Here is a 23570-nt window from a genome sequence, read left to right on the forward strand (position 1 = left end):
ATGGTTGCCTCTTTAATTATGGATGAATCCAAATGAAACAGCCGAACGGAATAATCCGGCTGTATTCGTATCAGATTACTTTTTCTTGTTTGTTCTGGACAGTGAGGAGAGTATCCCCTTAGGAAGAACAATACCGATTTCCTTCTGGTGATCCGCCACGGTACGTGCCACGCATTCAATCATGCGGGTATTTACGGAAACACCGAGTGAACCTGGTAATTCACTTTCATCATTAACGCGAACAGCAGGTGATAACTGCTTGTATGAATACTTCACAAGTTTCTTGTCAACCTGCTTGAGCAGCTTCATGCAGAGAGAACAGCATACAGGAATAAGCCCCTTCTCATCGCCGTAACGATCAGGAATACCGTTTTCTTCAGATGTATCCATGATTACACTCCAGGCCATGTCTTCATCAGCATCAGGAAGATGGAAACAGATATCATAACGGCTGGCATTGAACAGGATAATGTATCTTTCACCGTTTTCTCTGTGTTCACCTATATCCAGCATGAAAGCCTGAGAAACCGGAGATGCCCAGTCTCCGTCTTCAAGAAGAGAACCGTTCGGATGATACCAGTCCACATCATGCTGAACACCAGCCTGATGTCTGAAATTATCTCCCTTGAGCTGCAGATCGGTGAATACCTTGGATCCTGTACGGATTCTGGTCAGCAGACTTACGAAATCACGAAGATTCTTCTGAGACTGATTAAGATCCCAGTGTACGTAGCTGATCTCATTATCCTGACAGTAGGCGTTATTGTTACCGTTCTGAGTTCTTCCGATTTCATCACCTGCGACAAAATGAGGAATACCCTGAGAAAGCATCAGTGAGGCCAGCATGTTACGCTTAACCTGTGCACGCTTTCTTAAGATGGAAGGATTCTTGGTAGGACCTTCTTCACCCCAGTTATAGGAAATATTGTTACTCGTACCGTCTCGATTGTGTTCCCCGTTGGCTTCATTATGACGATCATTGTATGAAACCACATCTTCAAGAGTAAACCCGTCATGATAGCTGACAAAATTTACTGAGGAATTGATGGAACGAATATTCTTAGGATACAGATCCCTTGAGCCGAGAAGTCTTGTTGCGAAGTCCCCCATCTTTCCCTGATCACCGCGCCAGAACGATCTTACGGTATCTCTGTACCTGTCGTTCTGTTCACTCCACTGAGAAGGGAACTGACCTACACGATAACCGAATCCGCCGATATCCCACGGTTCACCGATAAGAATACACTTGTTGATTACCGGGTCGGCATGACAGGCTTTGAAGAAAGTACCGTGGGTTTCAAATGAATTGAATACATACGGAGTGGTTTCTCTGGCGACGGTAACCGCAAGGTCAAATCTGAAACCGTCGACCTGCATTTCTGTAAGCCAGTAACGCATAGAATCAAGAATTATGCGTAAACCGGGTTCACTTGATGCATTAAAGCTGTTGCCGCATCCAGTTACGTTGGTTGTGGCAAGATAATTTACGCTCTTGTCCTGATTCAGTTCATACACGTAATAGTTACGGCAGTCAAAACCTCTGAAAGAAACATTAGGACCTCCGTGACCGCCTTCAGCAGTGTGATTGTATACAACATCCATAATCACTCCGATGCCTGCACGGTGGAGTTCTCTTACCATGGTCTTGAATTCGGTTACGGCATCATGAAGAGCATAGCTTGGTTCAGGAGCCATGAAGCTTATAGGGTTGTACCCCCAGTAGTTGGAAAGCCCCATGTCAACGAGACGAGACTCACTCATCTTTGCAAATACAGGCATAACCTGAACAGCTGTTATTCCCAGATCCTTGAGATACTTGATAACATTCGGATGACTAAGTCCCAGATATGTTCCGCGGTATTCTTCAGGAATATCATCACGTAACTTGGTAAAGCCTTTAACGTGAGTTTCGTAAAGAATGGTACGGTCCTTGGTCAGGCCGGGCTTCTTTACTCCCTGCCAGTCAAACGCATTGTCGTCAACAACAACGGACTTGCTGATAAAGCGACCTGAATCATTAAGATACAGATCGTAGTTCCAGTCAACAGGTCTGTTAAGCTTCTTTGCATACGGATCGATCAGAATTTTTGAGGCATCAAAAGACAAACCGTTCTTAGGATCATTAACACCGTCAACACTATAGGCGTATAACTGTCCCGGTCTGACGTTTTTTACAAAACCAAACCAGAGACCATCATGTTTTTCAGGAAGTTCATAACGAACAATTTCCTGTTCATTATCGGTGTACAGAATAAGCGTAACCTTGGTTGCTTCTGGTGCCCATACACTAAAATTACAGCCCCCATCACGGACAAAGGCCCCTAATGGGGCCTCATTTCCGGACATGAGCACAAAATGCTCATTACTCATAAGATAAATTAATCTCCTATACGCTTAATAAAGACAGTAGCAAGTGGAGGGAGATTTAAGACGATTGAGTGATACTGACCATGCCATGAAACATCAGATGCTTCAAATTCAAGGCCGCCGAGATCGTAATCACTACCCCAGTAGTACTTACTGTCTGTATTTAAGATAACCTTATATTTACCGGTAGTTGGAACACCCAGACGATACTGTTCATGAGTTGTAGGAGTGAAATTACTTACAACAATAATAGGATTTTCACCGTTGGCATCTCTGCGCATTAAAGCGAAAATACTGTTCTGGTAATCGCTGTGATCCAGCCACATGAAACCACTCTTGTCATAATCAGCGTTATACAGAGCTGGTTCAGACTTATACATAGCGTTTAAGTCCTGGATAAGCTTCTTCTGGCCCTTATGCTTATCGAACTGGAGTAACCACCACTGCAGCTGGCTGTCATGGTTCCATTCTGCTGTCTGTGCAAATTCTGTACCCATGAAGTTAAGCTTCTTACCAGGGTGAGCATACATATAGCCCATATAAGCTCTTAAGTTGGCTGCCTGCTGCCATTCATCACCAGGCATCTTGTAGAGCATAGAAAGCTTACCGTGTACAACTTCATCATGAGAAATTGAAAGGATGAAGTTTTCATCATAAGCATAAATCATGGAGAAGGTCATTTCGCTGTGATGATACTTACGATAGATAGGATCCTTCTTCATGTATTCAATGGTATCGTGCATCCAGCCCATGTTCCACTTGAAGCCGAAACCGAGACCTCCGGTATAGGTTGGACGTGAAACACCAGCGAATGCGGTAGATTCTTCAGCGATGGTCATGCACTGAGGATAGTTCTTGTAAACTTCTTCGTTGAACCATCTTAACAGGCTTATTGCTTCATAGTTGTGGTTACCGCCGTCTACGTTAGGAACCCATTCGCCTGCCTTACGTGAGTAGTCCCAGTAAAGCATTGAAGCTACTGCGTCAACGCGTAAACCATCTACATGGTAGTAATCAAGCCATACGAGAGCACTTGCTACAAGGAACTGACGAACGGTGTCACGACCGAAGTCATAAATGTATGAGTTCCAGTCAGGATGCCAGCCGCGGCGAGGATCTTCGTATTCATATAACGGAGTACCGTCGAAACGTGCAAGACCGTGTGAATCTGAAGGGAAGTGAGCAGGAACCCAGTCAAGAATAACACCGATGCCGTTCTGGTGACACTGATCAACAAAGTACTTGAAATCATCAGCAGTACCGAATCTGCTGGTTGGAGAGAACAGACCTACAGGCTGATACCCCCATGAACCTGAGAACGGATGTTCCATGATAGGAAGCAGTTCGATGTGGGTATACCCCATTTCCTTAACATATGGAATCAGTTCATCAGCCATTTCACGATAGCTTAAGCTGTCACCGTTTTCGTGACGCTTCCATGATGCAAAATGAAGTTCATAAATACTGATAGCCTGCTTGAGCTTGTCATTCTTCTGACTTTCAACCCATGCTGCGTCATTCCACTTGTAACGGGTCTGATCATAAACAACAGATGCAAATGAAGGATACTGTTCAGCATAGAAACCAACAGGGTCAGCCTTGTGAGGCAGGCGATTACCGAACGGATCCTTGAGTTCATACTTATAACGTTCGCCTTCACCGAGACCTGGAACGAACAGAACCCATTCACCCATTAAGCTTCTTTGCATAGGATGACGACGGCCATCCCAGAAGTTAAAGTCACCGATTACGCTGACGTTACTTGCAGAAGGTGCATAAACAGCGAAACGAACACCCTTGATCTTTACGCCTTCAACTTCGATTTCAACCAGCTGTGCACCCATTGTACGATACAGGTTCGCAGCTTCATTGCGCATGGTAGAAAGACCTGCGTAGGCTTCGTTACGGAACTGATACGGATCAATTACCTGAATCTTTGAATCCTGATACTGAACATCAAACAAATAATTGAATTCCTTGTCTGCGTTAGGGAAGTTCAGCTCAAAAAGACCGTCTTCTTCCACTCTGGCCATAGTACCAAGTTTCTTCTTGCCATCGATTGACTTAACGTCTACGCTGATGGCACCTGGAAGCCAGGTGCGAAGAAAGAAGCCATTCTGACCTTCAGGATTCTTTTGTAAACCAAAAGTTTCAAAAGGTCTTGCCAAGCTGGCATTATTCAAATCATCAATAAGCATTAGTGTTCCTTAGTTTCTTAGCAATATTGCTTTATAGTTTTAAAATCAGATATCAAAAACCCTGCATAATACCAGAGCGGTTTTCCAGTAAAAACCGAAAGACCTGCCGTCGTATTATAAAAATCAGTATTTATAGTATTAATAACCTTTTTCTGATTATTACATTTTTAAAAAAAATTATGTTGTAAATTATCTAATAATGTCGGATAGATCATTTAATTTACAATAATAATTTGAACATTTTTTAATGAAAACGATTTTCAGTTAATCGCATTTAATGCAACATATCCGGACTCGATTAAAAATACGATTTTTACATAAAAAAAACGGGAATGCTTTTACACTCCCGTTTATTTTCATTCAGACTTCAGACAGAATTACATTCTGTTGCTTGCCTTGAGTCTTGCTTCAGTCATCTTCTTCAGGAGAGACTTGATTTCACGGTTGTTGAACACGTCGCTGATGTTCTTGGAAATCTTACGTCTCCAGTTTGGATATTCGTTAGAAGTTCCAGGAACATTTACAGGCTTGTCCATGCCTAACCAGTCTTCAATCTGAGTACTGAACAGTGCGCAGTTGCCGAGACACATGTGAACCTGCATGCCGTCACGTAATTCCTTAGTCATCGGGCAGTTGTGAGCATCTCTTGAAACCTTGTCAGAGATAACACCATGCCAGTGCAGACTGTCAAGAATACGCTGCTGGTCTTCAGTACGTGCATTACCGATAGCCTGAACAGCGGCATCGTCATAAAGACCGAGCTGCTTGCCGAGAGTAAGGTCACTGTGACTCCACCAGCCTTCAATGGTTGGCATATCATGGGTAGACAGAGCACTCATAGCCTGTTCAACGTAATCCTTTGGAGAAATGAAGCCGCCGTCGGTTTCACTCTTTTCCCAGAAGAAGATCTTGTATGAGTGAATACCTGCATCACGGAGAATAGCTTTCATTTCGTATGGTACGGTACCTAAGTCTTCACCAATGATGAGACACTTGTTACGCTGAGATTCAAGAGCAAGAATACCAACGAGATCATGTACGCGATAGTACACGTAAACACCCTGCTTGGCTGATGCTGCAGGCGGTACCCACCAGAGGCGGAGTAATGACATGGCATGGTCAATACGTAATGAACCGCAGTGCTGCATGTTTGATCTGAACAGATCAATGATTGGCTGGTAGCGGTTTTCAACCAGCTTCTTAGGATCCATTGGAGGTAAACCCCAGTTCTGTCCTAAAGGTCCTAAAGGATCAGGTGGAGCACCAACAGAAGCCTTCACGCAGTAAAGATTACCGTTAGCCCAGATTTCTTCTGAACCTTCAGAAACACCTACAGCGAGGTCACGATAGATACCTACTGCCATGTTGCTGTCCTTTGCAGCCTGATGAGCAGCTTCGAGCTGTTCGTCAGCAAGGAACTGGAGGTAAATGTAGAATTCCAGGTCTACGTCATGTAAGTTTGCCCATTCCTGAGCGATTGGATCACTGTATCTTCTGAATCCGTCTCTCCATACCGGCCATCCCCAAGCGTTCTCGCCGTTAGAGTAGAAGTGAGCCATGATTGCATCGTAGAGAGCCATAGCTCTTAATGATTCACCGCCATTTTCCTTGAACTTGGCATAAGCCTTACCTCTGATGGTACGGTTGTCGAACAGAGCCTTCTGTTCTTCAAAGAGCTTACGCAGAACTTCAAGCTTAAGCTTCATAACTTCAGTATAGTTAACGTAGTCTACCTTACGTAATTCACTGAGCTTCTTCTGGAATTCTGAAGAATGAACAAGCTTCTGAGCAGATTCGTTGTTCTTGAATTCGAAGGTATTTTCAGGATTGATGTAGATTACGTTGAGCCATCTGCGTGATGAAGGGCTGTATGGGCTTGCTGATTCCGGATTAGACGGATAAGCAGCATGAATTGGGTTAACGCCTACGAAACCAGCACCGTTTTCAGCAAGATTAATAATGAGATCCTTGAGGTCACCGAAGTCACCGATACCCCAGTTCTTTTCAGATCTTAATGCATATAACTGTACACTTGGACCCCATACCTTGTTACCTGCAAGAATTTCTTCCGGCTTGTAGCATGAACGGGGGCAAATAATAAGACGCATTGGTTCAAATGTTCTTTCGCAGGTCTTGAAAGTTACATCATGATAACCTAATGGTAAAGCAACGATTAAGTTAGTCTTATATTCAACGTACTCAACACCGTTAACAGTGCGAGAATACGCACGGGTACCCTTATCAATGTAGAATTTACCCTGACACTTAACGCCATCTTCCTGAACAACAAGATACTCAATCTCATTGTTTGATTCATTATCTGTAAGTCTTACAGTGATTTCAATTGCTTTGTTTTCAGTAGTAACGAATACAGGTTCAGTACCGCTTACGAATAAAGCATCCTGTTCTGCATTGTACTGTTCAGCAAGAGCTTCCTGGTCATCAACATTGTAACCGAGAGCCTTGAGACACTGAAGTTTGCACTCATCAGAGATAATTACTTTCTGACCGCTTGCGTCAATGTATTCACTGGCGATACCGCGAGCATAAGCAATTTGTTCAATTAGATTAGCCATATAATATTCCCAACTAAAATAGGTTATCATTTGTTAATGGGTAATATTTTATCAGAAAAGAGAAAAATTGTTAGTTAAATTTTAATATTTACTTTCATTTTTTTAGCAAAAATTCATAAATAAATACAATATAATTATTACTGATATATATACTATACTATGTAATTTGAAATTTTTATTTTTTAAGAAACCGTTACCAGGTAAAGTTAATTAATATTTATTTAGATACAAAACATCTTTTTGAATAAGAATTTAATACAATAAAAAATATGAAAATCCTTCAAAACCACGAAGTTATGAATTTTCAAAAATTCTGAATTTTTCCTAAATTATTTTTCAAACTTTTTGAATACAGTCACGTTTTTAACGTTTTTGATGAAAATTCGACCAAAAACCACCGGTTTAATCCGGTAAAAATTTGAACGTAAGACACCGGAAATGAATAAATTTTATCAATTTCAGTAAAAATCAAAGAATAAAAACAATCAATATAAAATATAGTCTTTTATATTATAATATCTGACATTTCAGATGATTATCTTGTATTTCTTTACAACATCAAACTACATAGGTATATAAAGAAATTAAAATCAAATTCAGGCTGAGTCCTCAATTATGAAAATCGTTTTCCTGTCTCGTTTCCGGTAAACAGGTCTTATTTTTCGTTTGTGAAAAAGAGGTTCAACCGATTATGTCATCCAACAATAACAAACTTTTTTCGTTAGAATGTTTTTATTTATAAAATTGTATTTTCATTAATTATTGACGTACCTGCCAGTCATTCAGTGTCAGAAAGTTCAGACATCATTATTGAATAATAAATTCCACACCTCTCTTCATTATTCTTTAGTAAAACAAAAACTTCCTCATTTTAATTATGTCCTCGTCTCCAAAATGAGAATCCAGTTAGAACAAAACAATCTTCCTGTCAGGAATATGACGCCTGGGTTATGACTGCTTCACAGACACGACAGAAATGGATGAATCTGTACATTAATATAGGAATCAGATTTCCGGAAGATTAAAACAGCAAAAACAATTCTCAACCGTGCAAATATTCTGAAAATTGATAATATTTTTTATTTTCCGGTATGAGCAGAATCATTTGATTAATTTTTAACCATTAGACTCTTCAACTATTTGTACAAAAACGTACGATAATTTAAATATCAAACCTTTATTATTAGACAATACTCACATACATTGCAAAAGTTTGAAAAATGTTGTCTAAAATTAAGAATTAATCTATAATACTGACAACTTAAGCGGTAAGCTTTTTTTCAGTCTTTGATAATGTTTACGTGCTTCTTAACGTATGACGTTATCAGGATTATTTCATTAAACACATTTTAGGTATTAAATAATATGACTATCAAAGTTGGTATTAACGGTTTTGGCCGTATCGGTCGTTTCGTTTTCCGCGCTGCTCAGACTCGTGATGACATCGAAATTGTTGCAATCAACGATCTTTGCCCAGTTGACTACTTAGCTTACATGTTAAAGTACGACACCATGCACGGTGCTTTCAATGGTACTATCGAAGCTGACGTAGAAAACAATCTCCTTATCGTTAACGGTAAGAAGGTTCGCGTTACTGCTGAAAAGGACCCTAACAACTTAAAGTGGGACGAAGTTGGTGCTGAATACGTTGTTGAATCAACTGGTATCTTCTTAACTAAGGAAAAGGCTCAGGCTCACATCAACGCTGGTGCTAAGTACGTAGTTATGTCTGCTCCTTCAAAGGACGACACCCCAATGTTCGTATGTGGCGTAAACTTCGACAAGTACGTAAAGGGTACTCAGTTCGTATCTAACGCTTCATGTACTACTAACTGTTTAGCTCCTATCGCTAAGGTTTTAAACGACAAGTGGGGCATCAAGGATGGTTTAATGACCACCGTTCACTCTACCACTGCTACTCAGAAGACTGTTGACGGTCCATCATTAAAGGACTGGAGAGGTGGTCGTGCTGCTGCTGGTAACATCATCCCTTCATCTACCGGTGCTGCTAAGGCTGTAGGTAAGGTTATCCCTGAACTCAACGGTAAGTTAACCGGTATGTCAATGCGTGTTCCTACCCTTGACGTTTCTGTAGTTGACTTAACTGTTAACCTCGCTAAGCCAGCTAAGTACGACGAAATCGTTGCTGCTATGAAGGCTGCTTCTGAAGGCGAATTAAAGGGCGTTTTAGGTTTCACTGATGAAGCTGTTGTATCTTCAGACTTCTTAGGCGACACCCGTACCTCTATTTTCGACGCTAAGGCTGGTATCGCTTTAACTGATACTTTCGTTAAGGTTGTATCTTGGTACGATAACGAAATCGGTTACTCTAACAAGGTTCTCGAATTAATCGCTCACATGAAGAAGGTTAACGGTTAATTTGAACTTTTAGTTAGTAACTAAAATTCATTATGAAAAGGGAGTTTTTTAAACTCCCTTTTTTTGTCCCGATTATTCTTATTCCTCCCCTGCTGTTCAAAATGAAACAGGATAAATGGTACCAGCCCTGCCTGCTTTCACCACATTCTGTAACCTCGTAATGAATCATGCCGAACACCTTAAGCTCCGCAATTGAGCTCTGTACTGTCATGCATATATTAGAAAAGGTTATGGTCATGGCTGACCAGCACTACGTGTATTTAAATAAGTCTTTTATATAACTATTGATTTGATGAGAGGTTCACTGTATTGAAATATCAGGCTGCGCACAACAGATAGTGACCGCTCCATTATGGTTTTAACCGTTTATCATCCAGTCTGAAGAATGTTGATTTACCTGAAAATCATAAATGCCGTATATTGTATATGCTTTATGCTAAGTCTGAGTTTATTATTCATTAAAACAAAAAAGCGTTCACCTGCATTCTCGCTGACTCATGATTGTTTCAACATTACAACAATGGAATACTTGGGTCAGATATACAGGTGAAGACTTTTAAGGATAGCTGATACTATCAGTTATAGTTAAATACCTTGTCAGCCAGAAGAGTTGTCAGAGCCGTCGGGAGCTCAGACGCTTCCTGAATGTCCACGCTTTCTTCAAACAGATCTCTTAACTTTTCACGCTGAGGGGACACTCTCAGAGCATATACCTCTATACTCTGTTCCTTAGCCTTCTCCAGCATCTGTCTTGCGAAACTGAAGTTATCAGGCTCACCGTCCGTAATAACTATTATGATGTTACGATGATATTTATCCACACTAGGCATCTGGCTCATGGAATACATCAGAGCCTGAGCCAGCGGAGTACATCCTCTCGGTGCGAGATCGAAGTATGTTGCCCTTTCCACCAGAGGCTGTCCGCTGTGATAAACTTCTTCATATTCACAATAGTTACCCGGGAAATAAATCACCCTGTTATCAACATTACGCACGCTTTCAAGAGACATTGCCATAGACAGAGCCAGATGATTTGCAACCTGAGAACGGGTTGTTGAACTCCCCTCCTGACAGGGACGGTTCATAGAGCCTGAAATATCCACCAGCAGATGTACGCTGGTGTTTAAGGCTTTTTTAGGCATCTTCTTTTTAAAGACATTGTCACTTAGTTTTCCTCCTGAAGTGTACTGATAACGTCTTATATCAAGCGTCTTACCGCTTGATGTTGCACCGAAATGCCAGTCCTCATACCCTTTCACAAGCTGAGATATGTTTGAACGCAGAGAATTGTCGGAAAGCACCTTCTTATACAGCGAAAGAGTTTTTGCAGGCTCTGAATTGCGTGAAACCAGTGAACCTATATCCACGGCAGATTTTGAACCCGCAGAACAATCCTCGATTACTGATGCCAGAGACGGCTGTCTGCTGTCAGCTCTCGAATATTCATTTATGGTAACGGGCTCCTTCATTTTGGAGATTATCTTCACCATGTCCTTCTGTGCCTTCAGCCTTGTTTTGCCTGACAACTGTCTGCCGTTTTCACCATTGATGCTGCTGATAATCTTCTCGTATTCGTTCATACCGGCCGCACTGATATCCTCATCGTTGGGTACACTGCCTGCAACAAGCTCGTTTACGGAAATTCTTCTGAGTCCTGAAATCATCAGATCAAGTGAATCCTCCTGACGGTCTCCCCTAAGGAATTTATCAGCATCCATATCATCAGCAAGGTCATCACTGCCGGCAAATTTCTTTTCCTCGGATTTACGTTCATATTCCTTATTGAGAAGCTCAAAACTCTTGATAAGAACACTCATGATGTCCCTGCTTAAACTGAATACTTCCTCGGAATTTCTGCAGTTAACGGATGACCAGGCCTTTTCCTCCAGTGCGGTAATAAGAGCTTCCGGAAGTATTTTTTTCAGCTTCATTCTGGCGGCTTTGAGACTGTTTCCGGAAGGCTGATGCAGACAGTGAAATCTGTTTGAACAGTCAAAGAATGTGGTAATCAGACTCACCTTATTTCTGCATCTTTTAAGATAACTGCAGAGAGTACTGTCCAGTTTGGAAATGATATGATTGAAAGTTTTCTGAAGTCCCGGCCAGTTTTTCATCTGCAGAGCCTCAATTCTGGAATCCTCAAGTGCATTAAACAGAAGAGCCAGAGCGGTAGACCTGTCATATGCTGAATGAATAACATTAAAATCACTGTATCTTACGTGACCGCATTCATGTGCAACATAACCGAATGCCATATCCATCTCATCGGCATCGTCAAGGTTAAGTCTTGGAATGGTAATGTTCTTTCCGTCAGTGTATGCGGAAGAACCGTACATATATAGATTGATTCCGAAGTTACTTGCATAATTTCCCATAATCAGAGGGAGTGCACCTTTATTCACCTTCATGATGTTACCTTTCTACTAAATTACTGCCTATCAAACACTTCTTTCTAAATTACATGTCACCGGATTATATTCCAGGTATTTTGTAACCTGAACATGTCAGGTCACGAAAGATATAATACATCTATTTTTTAGATATACAATATCTTAATTATAGTTTTTACACTGTTTGTACAGTAATTAGACAATTTAAAATTTTTTGATTAAAAAAGATCATGTATAGTGAAAAATTTATTATTCCTTTTAATCATCTATTACTTCAAATGAACTGATACCGGACTTCATTACCATCTTTCTTAAAAACGCTCCCATAATAAAATGCTGTTTAATCATTTTAAGAGTTAATCTGAACCGCAGTGTCCTTACCGACTTACGGTAATCTCTCGCCGTGAATTCCTTTCTTTCGTTAAACAGCCTGCTTAACTTGTATGCACTTTCAAAAGCATAGCTCAATCCTTCAAGAGAAGACGGACTTATGAATCCCGCCGCCTCACCTATCATCATGCAGTGTCCGTCTCCAGGACACAGCTGCCGGGGAGAAGACGGAGACAAAACCATGCATGCTTCAGTTTTAACCGGATTATCCAGAATGAATCCGTAATCACGAAGCTTTTCCTTCATTTTTTCAAAACGCTCGCGTGAATTCCTGACCGGATAGGCACCTCCGAAAATAAAGTACTCATTCTTGGATAATCCCCATGCATAGCAGTCAGTAAGTTCTTCATCAAAGATACACGCATAAAAGGGTCGGCTGTGTCTGTCGTGAAACCACTGCTGTACAGAAGTATAGGTATCTATTTTATGATTAGGAAACAGGCTCCTTCTTACCAGAGAGTTTGCACCGTCAGCACCCACTATGTATTTCGCTCTGTAAATGTTTTTCACTTTGTTTTCGGTGACGGTAATTTCATAAACATTACCTGCTTTTACAACAGAGGAACAGGTAACTGAATCATGAACTTCAACATTTTCAGGAATCAGGGATTTCAGCCACAAATCAAAACGATGACGATCCATATTGACGTATGGCCTCTGGTAATGCCTCAGAATACCTGTTTTAAGGTCTATGGTTTTTACGGAGAAAATCTGAGGATCGACAAGTATATCCTTTGGAAGAGTCATTCCGAACATGGCAAAATTCTTCTGAGCATCAGGAGCCAGCAGTCCTCCGCATGGTTTTTTAAAGCTGTCATCTCTGTCATTCTTTTTATCAAAAGCAATGACTTTTACATCCTTGTTAAGCATTCTGGCCAGAGTAGATCCCGCAGGCCCCAGCCCTACTATAGCAACATCATAAACCATACTGTCCATTATTTTCCTCCGTTAAACACGCGTATGATAAACCAGACAGAAACGTCATAATACTGATACGTCACAGTCTGTACCTAAAACGTAACGATCTTTACAGAGGGCAACAAAAAAGGTGCTCCGAATTTACGGAGCACCCTTTCCATATCAGAACAGAACTGCAGTCTAATTAGGTCTTTCCTGCAGTGCCTTGATTCTCTTATCCAACGGAGGATGAGTCATAAACAGCTCACCGAAATCACGTGAATTAATGCAGAGGGCTTTAACTACACGGCTCTTTTTAACAACCGGACTGGAATCACCTTTAAGTGCCTCCAGTGCTGAAATCATGCTGTCCTTCCCCAGGACGTCTGCAGAACCGGCATCAGCTCTGTATTCTCTGTATCTGGAGAACCACATAACCACTGCAGTACCCAGGAATCCGAAGAGAGTCTGCATAACATAGAACAGTGTATTATTGGCCATACCTGAACTTACGGAACCTCTGCTCTGACTTTTTCCCTGATTCATTACGGCTGTAATAATTGAGGCTGCAATACTTGAAAAAGTAAGTACAAAAGTGTTTACCACACCCTGAACAAGAGTAAGTGTTACCATATCACCATTGTCAACATGAGACAGCTCATGACCCAGTACTGCCTCAACCTGTTTCGGATTCATGGCTTTCAAAAGTCCTGTGGAAACGGCAACAAGAGCTGAATCCCTGTTCCATCCGGTGGCAAAAGCATTCATTTCAGGAGCATCATAAATACCGACGTCCGGCATTTTCAATCCTTTCTTGTCAGCAATCTTGCGAATGGTATCCACAAGCCACTTTTCGCCTTCATTCTCAGGCTGGGTAATAAGTTGCACTCTCATACTGCGCATTACCGAACTTTTTGAAGCAAAAAGACTTACAAGAGAACCGCCTATACCGTAGACAGCCATTGATCCGATGCATACCATCAGATCCTGAGTGTTTAAAGGATAACCGAGTGCACTGCATATAATGCTGATGGTTATAGCCCCGACAATCAGTATCGCAATGACCGTCAGAAAATAAAAAAACAATCTGACTCCCATTTTTCCTCCGATAACTATAAATCAACAGAATCAAACATCACTTTCAAATTATACAAAATTTATCCAGATGTTTGATTACACAATCTTCATTTCTGATATCAATAGCAGACATAGTCTGCATTTATAACAGAGAGGTCGATGGTCTCAGACGCTTTGCTGAAATCATGCTCCTCATTGTAGAACACCTCGCCTATAAACGGACAAGGCATAATCTGTTTAAGTGTTTCAAGATTTTCCTGATAAAACGGCATCTTTTCCGGTCCGGTGGTATTGGCTATGAAACCAACAACCCTGAAACCTTCATTATCAAGAAGAGTTGCAGTCATCAGAGCATGATTCAGGCAGCCCAGCTTCATCCCCACCACAATGATGATTTCCATTTTTTTAAGAGCATCCCACTGAGGAAGAACAGCAGTGCTACTCACAGGAAGGAACCAGCCACCGGCTCCTTCCGTAATCACCACATCAGCGCCGGAATTGACAGCCTTGTGCAGATCAAGGTCGAGCTGCTTGAAATCTATAGGTTTGTTTTCATGTTCTGCAGCGATATGCGGAGCTATAGCCTCCTGATAAGCAAAGGTTGTAATATCATGAGGTTTGAGAGGCAAACCACATGCTCTGATATGACTGTCAAGATCAGCGTTATGACCATTTTCAAAACCTGCCACTATCGGTTTATAAGGTCTTACCTGCAATCCTGCTTCCCTGAATTTTTTAGCAAGCACGCAGGCACAGAATGTTTTTCCCGCATCAGTATCGGTACCGGTAATAAAAAGCTGTTTGACCATATTTTAATTTTCCTGAAGGTTGTTTTTTAAAATTCTGCCTATAATAATTCTGAATCTGCTTTTTTTAAAGCATAATCAGCTTTCAATATTGCGTAAAAATATAACTGTATCTTTTTTATACAACATTAACAGGTAATAAAATTCGGTTATTACTCATACAGATCACAACAAAACACAATAATTCTGCTTTTATTTTATGTTTTGTCTCATTATCTCTTATTATAGATAAAGTGAGGTTTCCGTTTTACAGATTCATCCGGAAATACTCAAAGGTACTTTGAATAGGCGGTCGTTATATGCTTGGCATAATAGTAAAAATTCCAAATGATAAAAAAAAGGAAGGAATGATCATCAGTTACGATGACAAGCGATATTACTTCACAGTGGAAGATTACGACCCGCGTCTTAAGCTTTCGGTATCCGACGATGTTGATTTCACTCCCTGTGAAGACGATACAAACAGTGAACGGGGATTATTCAAAAAATACGCACACGTTGACAGTATTGTCAGAAATCAGATTCCAACCGAGCGTAACGGATTTTATCTCAGCAAATCTTCTGATATTCAGAAATTAAAAATCACGGAACTTTCAAAAAGTTACGTACTGGTGGGAGAAAGCACCAACAAGGAACACGCTCTTGACATGATGATTGATACCGCCGTAAAAGCAGGCTGTACAGCCCTGACTGATATCAGGGTTAGTACACACATACCGAAATTCAACAACAGTATTATCTTCATCATCAGAGGCATACCTGCCATCGGAACGAAGGTGGATCTCAACAAATATATAGAACAGGAAAATCAGGCCAGATCAACCAGGAATCCTAAGACTGTTTCTGCAGGTATTAAGGCAGAGATGCCGGAAACACCTGATGCATCTCATCCGGAAAAGACCAAGATAGTGGAAAAAGAACGTATCTGCATTCCAAAAGAAAAAATCAGAAAATTTTCACCAAACATAGCAAGACGCATTCTTCAGAGAACCATATTTTCCGTTGTCATGCTTCTGCTGCTCCCTGTTCTGGCAAGTGTTGCCTTTGAGTTCGATGACATTTACGAATCATATCTCACTCTTATTTTTATAATGCTGGTTGAAATGGGACTGGTGGTATTCTATTACAACGTAAATCCCAATAAATCATGCTGTTATTTTAGGATTAAACATAACTAAACATACACACGAGGAAATCAATGAACGCCAATATTCTTAAAAACATCAGCCACGGGGTATACGTTATCGGGGTAATTGACGAAAACGGAAGGAAATGCGGCTGCATAGTCGATGCACTAATGCAGGTTACCGTAACTCCTCTCGGCGTTGAAGTCTGTACCAACAAGAAATCATACACCACCAGATGCATCCGCAATGCCAGAGAATTTACCGTATCCATTCTGCCAAAGCATGCAGCTCCTGCTCTCATTGCCAATTTCGGTTACCAGAGTGCCGCTGCGGCAGACAAATGGGAAAATGTTGAACATGACCTGATTGACGGTATTCCGGTGGTAAAACACTCTCTCGGCTCCTTTAAGGTAAAAGTGTTCCACGAACTTGAACTTTCAACCCACATTCTATGGAGCTGTGAGGTGGTGGATACCTGCGAAGGTACCGGAAATGAAGAACCTATGACCTACAGGTACTACCAGACGGATTTGGTCGAAGCCACACAGAAAGCCTTCGCCTCAGGTCTCTCAGGACAAAGCATGTCCGCTTCCGGAGACAGCTATACCTGCGGTGTATGCGGATACCACTATGACGGAGACACTCCTTTCGAAGAACTTCCTGACGACTGGGTATGTCCTCAGTGCGGCATGAGCAAGGAATGCTTTGTTAAGGACTGATAACATTCATTCCGGATAATCTTTTCATTAAATAACTCCATACCTTATGGAGTTATTTTTTTATTACTCAATCACTTTCCTGACAGAAACTCCCCTGCCTGAACCGAAAGAAACAAGTGGATGGACTGTATTCGGTTTATCCGAGGGAATCGCTTCAATGATATCCGGCATTTTTACCTGTTATGCCGTTATTCTGGCCGGTGCCGCACTGTTCATGTCAGTTATCGGCTTCGCCAGAGACAGGGCCGGCACACTCGGTATCGCGTCAATAATATGCAACACAGCAGGCATGATTCTGTCAATCGTTATGGAAGCAGTCAGAAACAGTTTTTTCGAAAACATCAGTGTGACCTCCTTAATCGAATTTCTTCACCTCTAGAACATTTAAATCCTGTAAGTTTGATATCTTCCGCAGGAATCTGCAACTGTATCCTTTTACGGACAGGCTGTGATTTCACACGTACATCGATTTCTTATTATGTCCTGATGTACTTAACCGTTCTCCATAAAAAATGCCATGATACATCAGCATCATGGCATTCTGAGCCTAATCAGAAATCAGACAAATAAATCTGATTTCAGGTATGGTTAATAAAATTCAACCTTCTTGCCGTTGGCAAATACATCAAAACTGTCTTTTGAGGTAAGAGTGGTTGAATATATACCGTCCTTTAACGTCATATAACCGTCTTCAACCCACTTATCAAAATAAGGAGACAGCTCATCATTCTTAACACTCTTGAGTAATTTCTGGCTTACTGAATAATTGATTACGATATCGTGCTTATACATTACCATATCAAGATTAGAAGTCTTCAGATCCGCATTAAGAACGGAATCGCCCATCTCTGTTAAGATATTGTACTTAATATTTGCATTGATGAACTGATCCTTCAGGGCTGAATCCAGCTGATTTCCGCCTTCACCGAAAAGCTTATCCAGATTCTGCTTCTTCAAATCAGAAAAAGTCAAAACAACATCAGTACTCTTAACCTGTATCTTGTCACGAACAGGTTTCTTCTGACCGGCTTCATCCTTTAAAGCAGTATCATCGGCAGCAGCGGAATCTGCTTTTTCGCCTGATCCGTCTGTTTCAGTTTCCTCACTTAAATTTCCTGAGGCAGGCTCGGCCATTTCAAAGTCCATATTATTAACTTTATAGCCTAAAGCAAAAGAATTGTCATCCTCTCCCTTGCCGGAATTCTTCAGTGAAAAACCGATTTCCGCATTGTCTGCATTTATAACAATGTAATCATCCAGATTAACATCCACCTTATTAAATCTGAAATTCAGCTCGGTAGGAATTGAGAATACAGTCTGCGAATTTTCAAATTCAAATCCGCCAATCCTGAAGAACTGCTTGCCGCCGCTGGTACAGTTAACGGAATCAACATTTGATTTCTGTACGATAGGCTCTTCTTTATCAAGCAGATAATCCATAAGCTTGGCCTTTTCGCGTGAAATCTGGGCATTGGAGAACTGCATTGAAGAATTTACCTTACCGATATCGCAGACAAGCTCATTGTCATCACTTGTCAGCTGGAACGGTGAATTTTCAAAGGTCACGATGCCGGTCTCGGAGGAATAGGCAAAATCAACGGTTCCCTTGTTCTCCGGAGTTTTGGTAATCTTAAACGCGGTATCAAGCACATTGAAAGAACCGGGTTCATAATTTACGGTAAAATCTGAATGGAAACCTGATAAATCAAACCTGGTCTCCATGACAATCTCATATTCTGGAATAGGTACGTCTGGATTATTCTTCTTTACCGTAATCTTATCTTTACGGGTACTGAAGGTTTTCTCAAGATTCTCGTGAGTAACATTTGAATTTTTTGCGGTCAGCTGTTCAATCTTCTTTTCAAAGACACTGTGACCGATAATTCTGGCTCCCACATAGGAACCTACAGCGGCAGTACCTACGGCCGCAGCTGCAACGATTGCAATTTTAGAAACAACTTTCATTGATTTACCCTTGTTTTTATTGTTATTTTTCAGGGATACAGATTTCTGTATCAGTTTTGCGTCTGAAGATTTCAAGTCGTCCTGACCACTTCAGCGCTCCGGTATTCCGTACAGCCGGATCCCCCCCCAACAGCTATCAGATATTAGCATAAAACTGCTTCTTTTAAAAATATTTCATAAACAAATCATAACCATATTGTTAACACAATTACAAACTTATATATAATATTTGTAGCTTAATAACGATAATAATCAGATATTATGGGACTTTTATAAAATTTCACATCCGACGATAATTCTACAGGTCTTTCCCCGTAATCATTAAATCCGAATTCCCGGTAAAAATCCTTTACAAAAAATAAAACCGCATTGAATCAGTTTCCAATGCGGTTCCGTACTTTTCATGTGCTAATGCATGGATTAAACCTTAGCGTCATGCATTTTTGCAATAAGACTCTTGCTTTCCGACATGAAGTAATCTGCCAGTGGACCGAAGAAATCCTTGGTCATTCTGAACTCTTCAATAAAAGCTTCACGATCCCCCTTCTTAAGAAGTTCAATGGCTCGTGAAATCTCACTGCTGTATCTTTCTATGATATCCAGATTTCTCTTGTTTGACAGAATGATGTCGGCATAAAGCACAGGATCCTGGGCAAACAGTCTGCCCACCATCATAAGTTCCATTCTGTAAATTGGAGAACTGAGTTCCATAAGAACGTCAAGATCCGGATTTTCCTTGGCAAGGAACACACCATAGCTGAATGTGGTGAAATGTCTTAAAGCCTGAATATAACTCATGGCATCATCATGTTCCGCTGCAGAGAACTTCTTGATGCGGGCTCCCCACAGAGTCATCTGATCAAGTACCCATCCGCACTTTTCAGGATAACGGCCTTCCACTGAAATAATCACCTGCTTGGCCATATTGGAAATATCAGGACCGAACATAGGATGAAGTCCCATGACAGGCCCCTGGTGCACGGCCATCATTGATTTCACCGGATTTGTCTTGATTGAAGTAAAATCAGCCAGAACACATTCAGGACTCAGAAGTCCCTGAAGTTTACCGATAACCTCTTCAGTACGATCAATAGGCACACACACAACTACCAAGCCTGCTCCGGCAAAAATTTCACCTGCCCTGTCCCAGTCTCTGTGTCCCATTACTTCAACGGTATAACCTGAACTGCGGAACAGACGGGTAAAAATACTGCCTATACCTCCGCGACCGCCGATAATGACAATTTTTTTAACGGATTCATTAAGACACTTGAACCCCACATCGTTTTCGGCACCGTAGGATTCTCTCATCACGCGTCTTAAAACGTCTTCAGCAAGATCCGGATTCAACCCGAGTTCGGAAGCCTGAGCACGGCGCTTGTCAATAAGACTGCGTTCTCTTTCAGGAACGTATACCGGAGTTCCCTCTTTGCTTTTAATAAGCCCGACCTGCTTCACCAGTTCAAGACGTCTGCGTAAAACCTTTAATAATTCGCTGTCATTCTCATCAATCTGAGTTCTTACCTGATCTAAAGTTAAATTCATATCCAATTATTCGTCTATTTCATCCATGTACTGTTCAAGTTGATCATCGTTTTCTTCTATGGTAGAAGTTGAGTCGGTACCTGAAACAAGTCCTTCATGATACATTAAATAAAAATCTCTTGCCTGACTGTACGGATCCAGTGAGTTTCTTAAAACCTCATCCTGATTCAGAGTTGTCGCACGTTCGTCCACGGCATTGAAGCCCCAGAGCACGCCGTCAACCCACCATGGGAAATAGGTAAACGGGAAGTACAGGGTATCTATGGCACTGCCCACATAGCTTCTGTATGTTCCTATTCCGAGCCCCGGTATTACAACATAGGCACCGGAGTCCACTCCCCATTTACCGAGAACGGTATCCATGGTCATACGTTTTCTTTCAAGTCCCATGTATTTCGCCACGTCAATACAGCCGAACAGGCCGATAGTGGAGTTTATACCGAAACGTACCGCGCTTGTACCGCTGTCGAGCGGTCTGGCAACGAGCAGATTGTTTACTGTATTGTTAACCTCTCTTAAATTCTGATATGCGTTTGAGAGACAGACTCGCACCACCTCGGGAACATAATCCACATATGCGACGGAGACCGGTCTTAAGAGATTCTTATCCAGAAAATCATAATTCACTGTCCAGCCGATTTTACGGTTGGGAGTCTCATATACATCGAGGGCATCCCCCGGAAGATACGTGTAACCGTATGTATAGTCTTTATCAATCTTTACTATATTGCGCGGAGTCATAATGCCGACGGATGATCTTGCAGCCTGGGCACTGCCTGAAATAAAACATGCGGCCACTCCCGCTAAAGCTATAAATGAATTCTTTAAAAACCTCATAATAAGGCCTCTGCTTTATTAACAACACATCTGCTATTATACTTTATTTTTTTGCTGTTTAGTCGCATGAACGTCCGGCTGCCGTTAAAAAATATGATACCGCAGCTACAGTTGGCACCTCATATCCGTACTTTGTCACAAACGGTCTGTCAGTCAGAATTACGGCCGGGACCGGATAAGTGAACCGTCTTTTTCCGAACACCGTAAACTCCCACTCATCAGTCTTATAATTTGTCTAAAAAACAACCAATCCCTCTTTACCTTTTAGCTATAATATTTTAAAATTATGAATATGATTTTTGTGACATGACGCAACAGCACATGCATCTCTTTTGTGTCAGTTCACGATTATTTAAGATTTTGCATTACAGACACTTCACGGTCAGAAAGGATATCAGACCGCTGAATTCCGGGATTAAGGAAAGAAACAGTGTCTCAGTGTATTTCCGAAAAAAAAGGAAAATAATTCAGATTACACCGGTGCATATGATGTTTTGTCTTCATATTTTTAAGGATTAAGTTTATGAAGAGGGTGTTGTACATACTAAAGGACGTTGCCGTAGGGTGCGCCTTTTTTCTGGCCTCTTCCTCAGTAGGCATAGCCGATGAAGGAAGCAGGATCATTACTGATCGTTTCGGAAACGCCATTGGTTCATACCAGACAAACAATGACGGATCCACGGTCTACAAGGATAATCTCGGTCGGGAAATCTCAACGGCGGTACCGAACGAAGACGGAACCTTAACCTTTACTCAGCCGGACAAAGACTCCGATAAGCTGGCATTCAATCATTACCTGACGGAAGATGACCGGAATTCATCCGATTCACGATCCTCCACTGTTTACAGGGATCGCTACGGAAGCCGTGTTGCAAGTTCCAGTACCGATGGAAAAACAGGCAAAACAGTCATCAGAAACCGCTATGGACAGAAGATCGGTACTTCAACCACCGACAAATCAGGAAAAACAACATACAGAGACAAATACGGAAAGAAAGTCGCAACTTCAACCGTAAACTCCAGCGGACAGACCATTATCAGGGACAGATACGGGAAAAAGATAGGTTCCTCCTCCAAAAACTCCACCGGTCAGACCGTAATAAGAGACAGGTACGGCAACAAGATCGGAACATCAACAACTGATAAAAACGGAAAGACGATCTATCGCGACAAATACGGGAAAAAAGTCGGACAGTCCGAATCCAAAAAATAATTTTTCACCTACAGTCTGAAGTATCCTGCGGCAGATCTGAAAGTTACGGCATCACAGTTTTCAGACTGTCTGTATCTTTCTGACAGGATGTCTGATGACTGTTTTCCATTTTTCCGGAGCTGTTTTTCTCGGATCCGACAGATAAATCTCATGATGCAGTCTCGTATCCGTCATATCATTCACATATCCGTTCTGAGCCAGATATTCATCCATCAGGGCAATGGTGGCAGGTTCATCGTCAAAAGGTCCGAGATGCATCATCTGCACGCACAGTCCTTCGCTTATCGTTATAAATTCAGCTGCGGAACAGTCAGTCTTTTTCCTTTCTGAAGCTGTCCGAACAGCCCATTCAAAATCCTTTTCTGAAACAAAATCAGGAAGTCTGATAACGGAAATCCAGTTGAACGATGATTTGTCGGTAAGATCGACAGCGGCTTTATTATCCTGATACCAGAAGCCTTCAAGTGGCGGAACCGTATATTCAAAAAAACCGTTGATTCTATAGTCTGTTTTGCAGCTCATTCTCAGAGTATAGGCTACGGCATACAGAACACCTATCGCCTGCTGATATGCTCCGTCTTTCTCATTCGGATCGCCTTTTCCTCTGACAGCAATGTAATTTGCCTCAGGCACATTAACAATCTGAGGTTTTTTACCGGGATTGTAGAACTCTTTATATTCCTTTCTGAAATCAAAAACCATAACTACACCTTTAACAATGAAAAAACAGGTAAACCCGAACCCGGCACCGTCTGTCCGGTAATGACATGAACATTAAAGTTCAGAAAATGCGGGAGCTGTAAATATCGGAAAAAACACCTGCCGTCAGGATTTTCTGTTACCTTCTTCGGAAAGCTTTATGGCATAGGCAATGGTTTCGGCAATAATGCTGTATACGGCATGCTCCCTGCTGCGCTTCTGCTTTTCCTCGGCTCTGTTTATGGGCAGATCAGTATTCGGGTGCATAATGTAACCGAGTTCTGATGACATGGACACGATATCATCGGCTAAACTGTTTTCAGTATTACCTGAACCATTTTCATAATCATCTGCCATAAACCACTCCTGTGTATTACAAATATCC

At 41.5% G+C, this 23570-nt stretch carries 17 protein-coding genes; 5 read left to right on the top strand and 12 right to left on the bottom strand.

Features of this window, described 5'->3' with window-relative positions:
• Positions 1 to 75: 75 nt before the first annotated feature.
• From glgX to malQ, 3 genes are all read right to left on the bottom strand, one after another.
• Positions 76 to 2370 carry a glycogen debranching protein GlgX gene (gene glgX, locus T489_RS0105390; protein ID WP_084155417.1) on the bottom strand — a complete coding sequence of 765 codons (2295 nt, stop codon included), beginning with the start codon at positions 2368 to 2370 and terminating at the stop codon, positions 76 to 78.
• Between the two features lie 8 nt (positions 2371 to 2378).
• Positions 2379 to 4565, bottom strand: coding sequence for a 1,4-alpha-glucan branching protein GlgB (gene glgB / locus T489_RS0105395; RefSeq protein ID WP_031579025.1), 2187 nt, complete (start codon positions 4563 to 4565; stop codon positions 2379 to 2381).
• 377 nt (positions 4566 to 4942) lie between these two features.
• Positions 4943 to 7141 carry a 4-alpha-glucanotransferase gene (malQ, locus tag T489_RS0105400; protein ID WP_031579026.1) on the bottom strand — a complete coding sequence of 733 codons (2199 nt, stop codon included), beginning with the start codon at positions 7139 to 7141 and terminating at the stop codon, positions 4943 to 4945.
• Between the two features lie 1365 nt (positions 7142 to 8506).
• On the opposite strand from malQ, the gene gap reads away from it, so the two are divergent.
• Complete coding sequence (gap, locus tag T489_RS0105405) at positions 8507 to 9520, top strand: type I glyceraldehyde-3-phosphate dehydrogenase (protein ID WP_031579027.1); 1014 nt, start codon at positions 8507 to 8509, stop codon at positions 9518 to 9520.
• Between the two features lie 575 nt (positions 9521 to 10095).
• Here gap and T489_RS0105410 read toward each other — a convergent pair.
• From T489_RS0105410 to bioD, 4 genes are all read right to left on the bottom strand, one after another.
• A complete protein-coding gene (locus tag T489_RS0105410; protein WP_031579028.1) occupies positions 10096 to 11928 on the bottom strand; it encodes a vWA domain-containing protein in 1833 nt (610 codons plus the stop codon).
• A gap of 240 nt (positions 11929 to 12168) precedes the next feature.
• Entirely contained in the window at positions 12169 to 13236 is a 1068-nt protein-coding gene (locus T489_RS0105415; protein WP_031579030.1) for an FAD-binding protein, read from the bottom strand.
• A 162-nt stretch (positions 13237 to 13398) separates the two neighbouring features.
• Complete coding sequence (gene htpX / locus T489_RS0105420) at positions 13399 to 14295, bottom strand: protease HtpX (protein WP_031579031.1); 897 nt, start codon at positions 14293 to 14295, stop codon at positions 13399 to 13401.
• Positions 14296 to 14393: 98 nt separating this feature from the next.
• Positions 14394 to 15083, bottom strand: a complete 690-nt coding sequence (bioD, locus tag T489_RS0105425; RefSeq protein WP_031579032.1) for a dethiobiotin synthase — start codon at positions 15081 to 15083, stop codon at positions 14394 to 14396.
• Between the two features lie 296 nt (positions 15084 to 15379).
• On the opposite strand from bioD, the gene T489_RS0105430 reads away from it, so the two are divergent.
• The 3 genes from T489_RS0105430 to T489_RS0105440 are packed head-to-tail and all read left to right on the top strand — an operon-like array spanning position 15380 to position 17305.
• The gene (locus T489_RS0105430) at positions 15380 to 16258 is read left to right on the top strand and encodes a hypothetical protein (protein WP_031579033.1); all 879 of its coding nucleotides are present in this window, start codon (positions 15380 to 15382) and stop codon (positions 16256 to 16258) included.
• Positions 16259 to 16278: 20 nt separating this feature from the next.
• Positions 16279 to 16926, top strand: a complete 648-nt coding sequence (locus T489_RS0105435) for a flavin reductase (RefSeq protein ID WP_031579035.1) — start codon at positions 16279 to 16281, stop codon at positions 16924 to 16926.
• Between the two features lie 46 nt (positions 16927 to 16972).
• The gene (locus tag T489_RS0105440) at positions 16973 to 17305 is read left to right on the top strand and encodes a hypothetical protein (protein WP_031579037.1); all 333 of its coding nucleotides are present in this window, start codon (positions 16973 to 16975) and stop codon (positions 17303 to 17305) included.
• Positions 17306 to 17514: 209 nt separating this feature from the next.
• Here the strand turns inward: T489_RS0105440 and T489_RS0105445 are convergent, their stop codons facing one another.
• The 3 genes from T489_RS0105445 to T489_RS0105455 form a co-directional block, all read right to left on the bottom strand.
• A complete protein-coding gene (locus tag T489_RS0105445; protein WP_157608066.1) occupies positions 17515 to 18891 on the bottom strand; it encodes a hypothetical protein in 1377 nt (458 codons plus the stop codon).
• A gap of 420 nt (positions 18892 to 19311) precedes the next feature.
• Positions 19312 to 20436: a bifunctional chorismate mutase/prephenate dehydrogenase gene (gene tyrA / locus T489_RS0105450; protein ID WP_031579041.1), complete on the bottom strand. Its 1125-nt coding sequence runs from the start codon at positions 20434 to 20436 to the stop codon at positions 19312 to 19314.
• A 6-nt stretch (positions 20437 to 20442) separates the two neighbouring features.
• Positions 20443 to 21273, bottom strand: a complete 831-nt coding sequence (locus tag T489_RS0105455) for an MlaA family lipoprotein (protein ID WP_051621814.1) — start codon at positions 21271 to 21273, stop codon at positions 20443 to 20445.
• A 523-nt stretch (positions 21274 to 21796) separates the two neighbouring features.
• Between T489_RS0105455 and T489_RS0105465 the strand changes: the two genes are divergently transcribed.
• Positions 21797 to 22486: a hypothetical protein gene (locus T489_RS0105465; RefSeq protein WP_031579043.1), complete on the top strand. Its 690-nt coding sequence runs from the start codon at positions 21797 to 21799 to the stop codon at positions 22484 to 22486.
• A gap of 60 nt (positions 22487 to 22546) precedes the next feature.
• On the opposite strand, the gene T489_RS0105470 is transcribed toward T489_RS0105465, so the two are convergent.
• Together T489_RS0105470 and T489_RS0105475 are read right to left on the bottom strand one after the other, a co-directional pair.
• Complete coding sequence (locus T489_RS0105470) at positions 22547 to 23188, bottom strand: GyrI-like domain-containing protein (RefSeq protein ID WP_031579044.1); 642 nt, start codon at positions 23186 to 23188, stop codon at positions 22547 to 22549.
• A 123-nt stretch (positions 23189 to 23311) separates the two neighbouring features.
• Positions 23312 to 23542 (bottom strand): hypothetical protein, encoded by a 231-nt coding sequence (locus T489_RS0105475; RefSeq protein ID WP_031579046.1) that lies wholly within the window; start codon positions 23540 to 23542, stop codon positions 23312 to 23314.
• Positions 23543 to 23570 lie beyond the last annotated feature (28 nt).

It is taken from the genome of Ruminobacter sp. RM87, from assembly GCF_000701925.1.
In the GTDB taxonomy this organism is placed as follows: Bacteria; Pseudomonadota; Gammaproteobacteria; order Enterobacterales; family Succinivibrionaceae; genus Ruminobacter; species Ruminobacter amylophilus.

What these genes read in the sequence shown, in the direction of transcription:
- T489_RS0105465 (WP_031579043.1), top strand. Translation starts at nt 21,797, where the DNA reads ATGAAGAGGGTGTTGTACATACTAAAGGACGTTGCCGTAGGGTGCGCC.
- T489_RS0105415 (WP_031579030.1), bottom strand. Translation starts at nt 13,236, where the DNA reads ATGGACAGTATGGTTTATGATGTTGCTATAGTAGGGCTGGGGCCTGCG.
- gap (WP_031579027.1), top strand. Translation starts at nt 8,507, where the DNA reads ATGACTATCAAAGTTGGTATTAACGGTTTTGGCCGTATCGGTCGTTTC.
- T489_RS0105445 (WP_157608066.1), bottom strand. Translation starts at nt 18,891, where the DNA reads ATGAAAGTTGTTTCTAAAATTGCAATCGTTGCAGCTGCGGCCGTAGGT.
- T489_RS0105435 (WP_031579035.1), top strand. Translation starts at nt 16,279, where the DNA reads ATGAACGCCAATATTCTTAAAAACATCAGCCACGGGGTATACGTTATC.
- T489_RS0105455 (WP_051621814.1), bottom strand. Translation starts at nt 21,273, where the DNA reads ATGAGGTTTTTAAAGAATTCATTTATAGCTTTAGCGGGAGTGGCCGCA.
- htpX (WP_031579031.1), bottom strand. Translation starts at nt 14,295, where the DNA reads ATGGGAGTCAGATTGTTTTTTTATTTTCTGACGGTCATTGCGATACTG.
- T489_RS0105440 (WP_031579037.1), top strand. Translation starts at nt 16,973, where the DNA reads ATGGAGTTATTTTTTTATTACTCAATCACTTTCCTGACAGAAACTCCC.
- bioD (WP_031579032.1), bottom strand. Translation starts at nt 15,083, where the DNA reads ATGGTCAAACAGCTTTTTATTACCGGTACCGATACTGATGCGGGAAAA.
- T489_RS0105470 (WP_031579044.1), bottom strand. Translation starts at nt 23,188, where the DNA reads ATGGTTTTTGATTTCAGAAAGGAATATAAAGAGTTCTACAATCCCGGT.
- malQ (WP_031579026.1), bottom strand. Translation starts at nt 7,141, where the DNA reads ATGGCTAATCTAATTGAACAAATTGCTTATGCTCGCGGTATCGCCAGT.
- glgB (WP_031579025.1), bottom strand. Translation starts at nt 4,565, where the DNA reads ATGCTTATTGATGATTTGAATAATGCCAGCTTGGCAAGACCTTTTGAA.
- T489_RS0105475 (WP_031579046.1), bottom strand. Translation starts at nt 23,542, where the DNA reads ATGGCAGATGATTATGAAAATGGTTCAGGTAATACTGAAAACAGTTTA.
- T489_RS0105430 (WP_031579033.1), top strand. Translation starts at nt 15,380, where the DNA reads ATGCTTGGCATAATAGTAAAAATTCCAAATGATAAAAAAAAGGAAGGA.
- T489_RS0105410 (WP_031579028.1), bottom strand. Translation starts at nt 11,928, where the DNA reads ATGAAGGTGAATAAAGGTGCACTCCCTCTGATTATGGGAAATTATGCA.
- tyrA (WP_031579041.1), bottom strand. Translation starts at nt 20,436, where the DNA reads ATGAATTTAACTTTAGATCAGGTAAGAACTCAGATTGATGAGAATGAC.
- glgX (WP_084155417.1), bottom strand. Translation starts at nt 2,370, where the DNA reads ATGAGTAATGAGCATTTTGTGCTCATGTCCGGAAATGAGGCCCCATTA.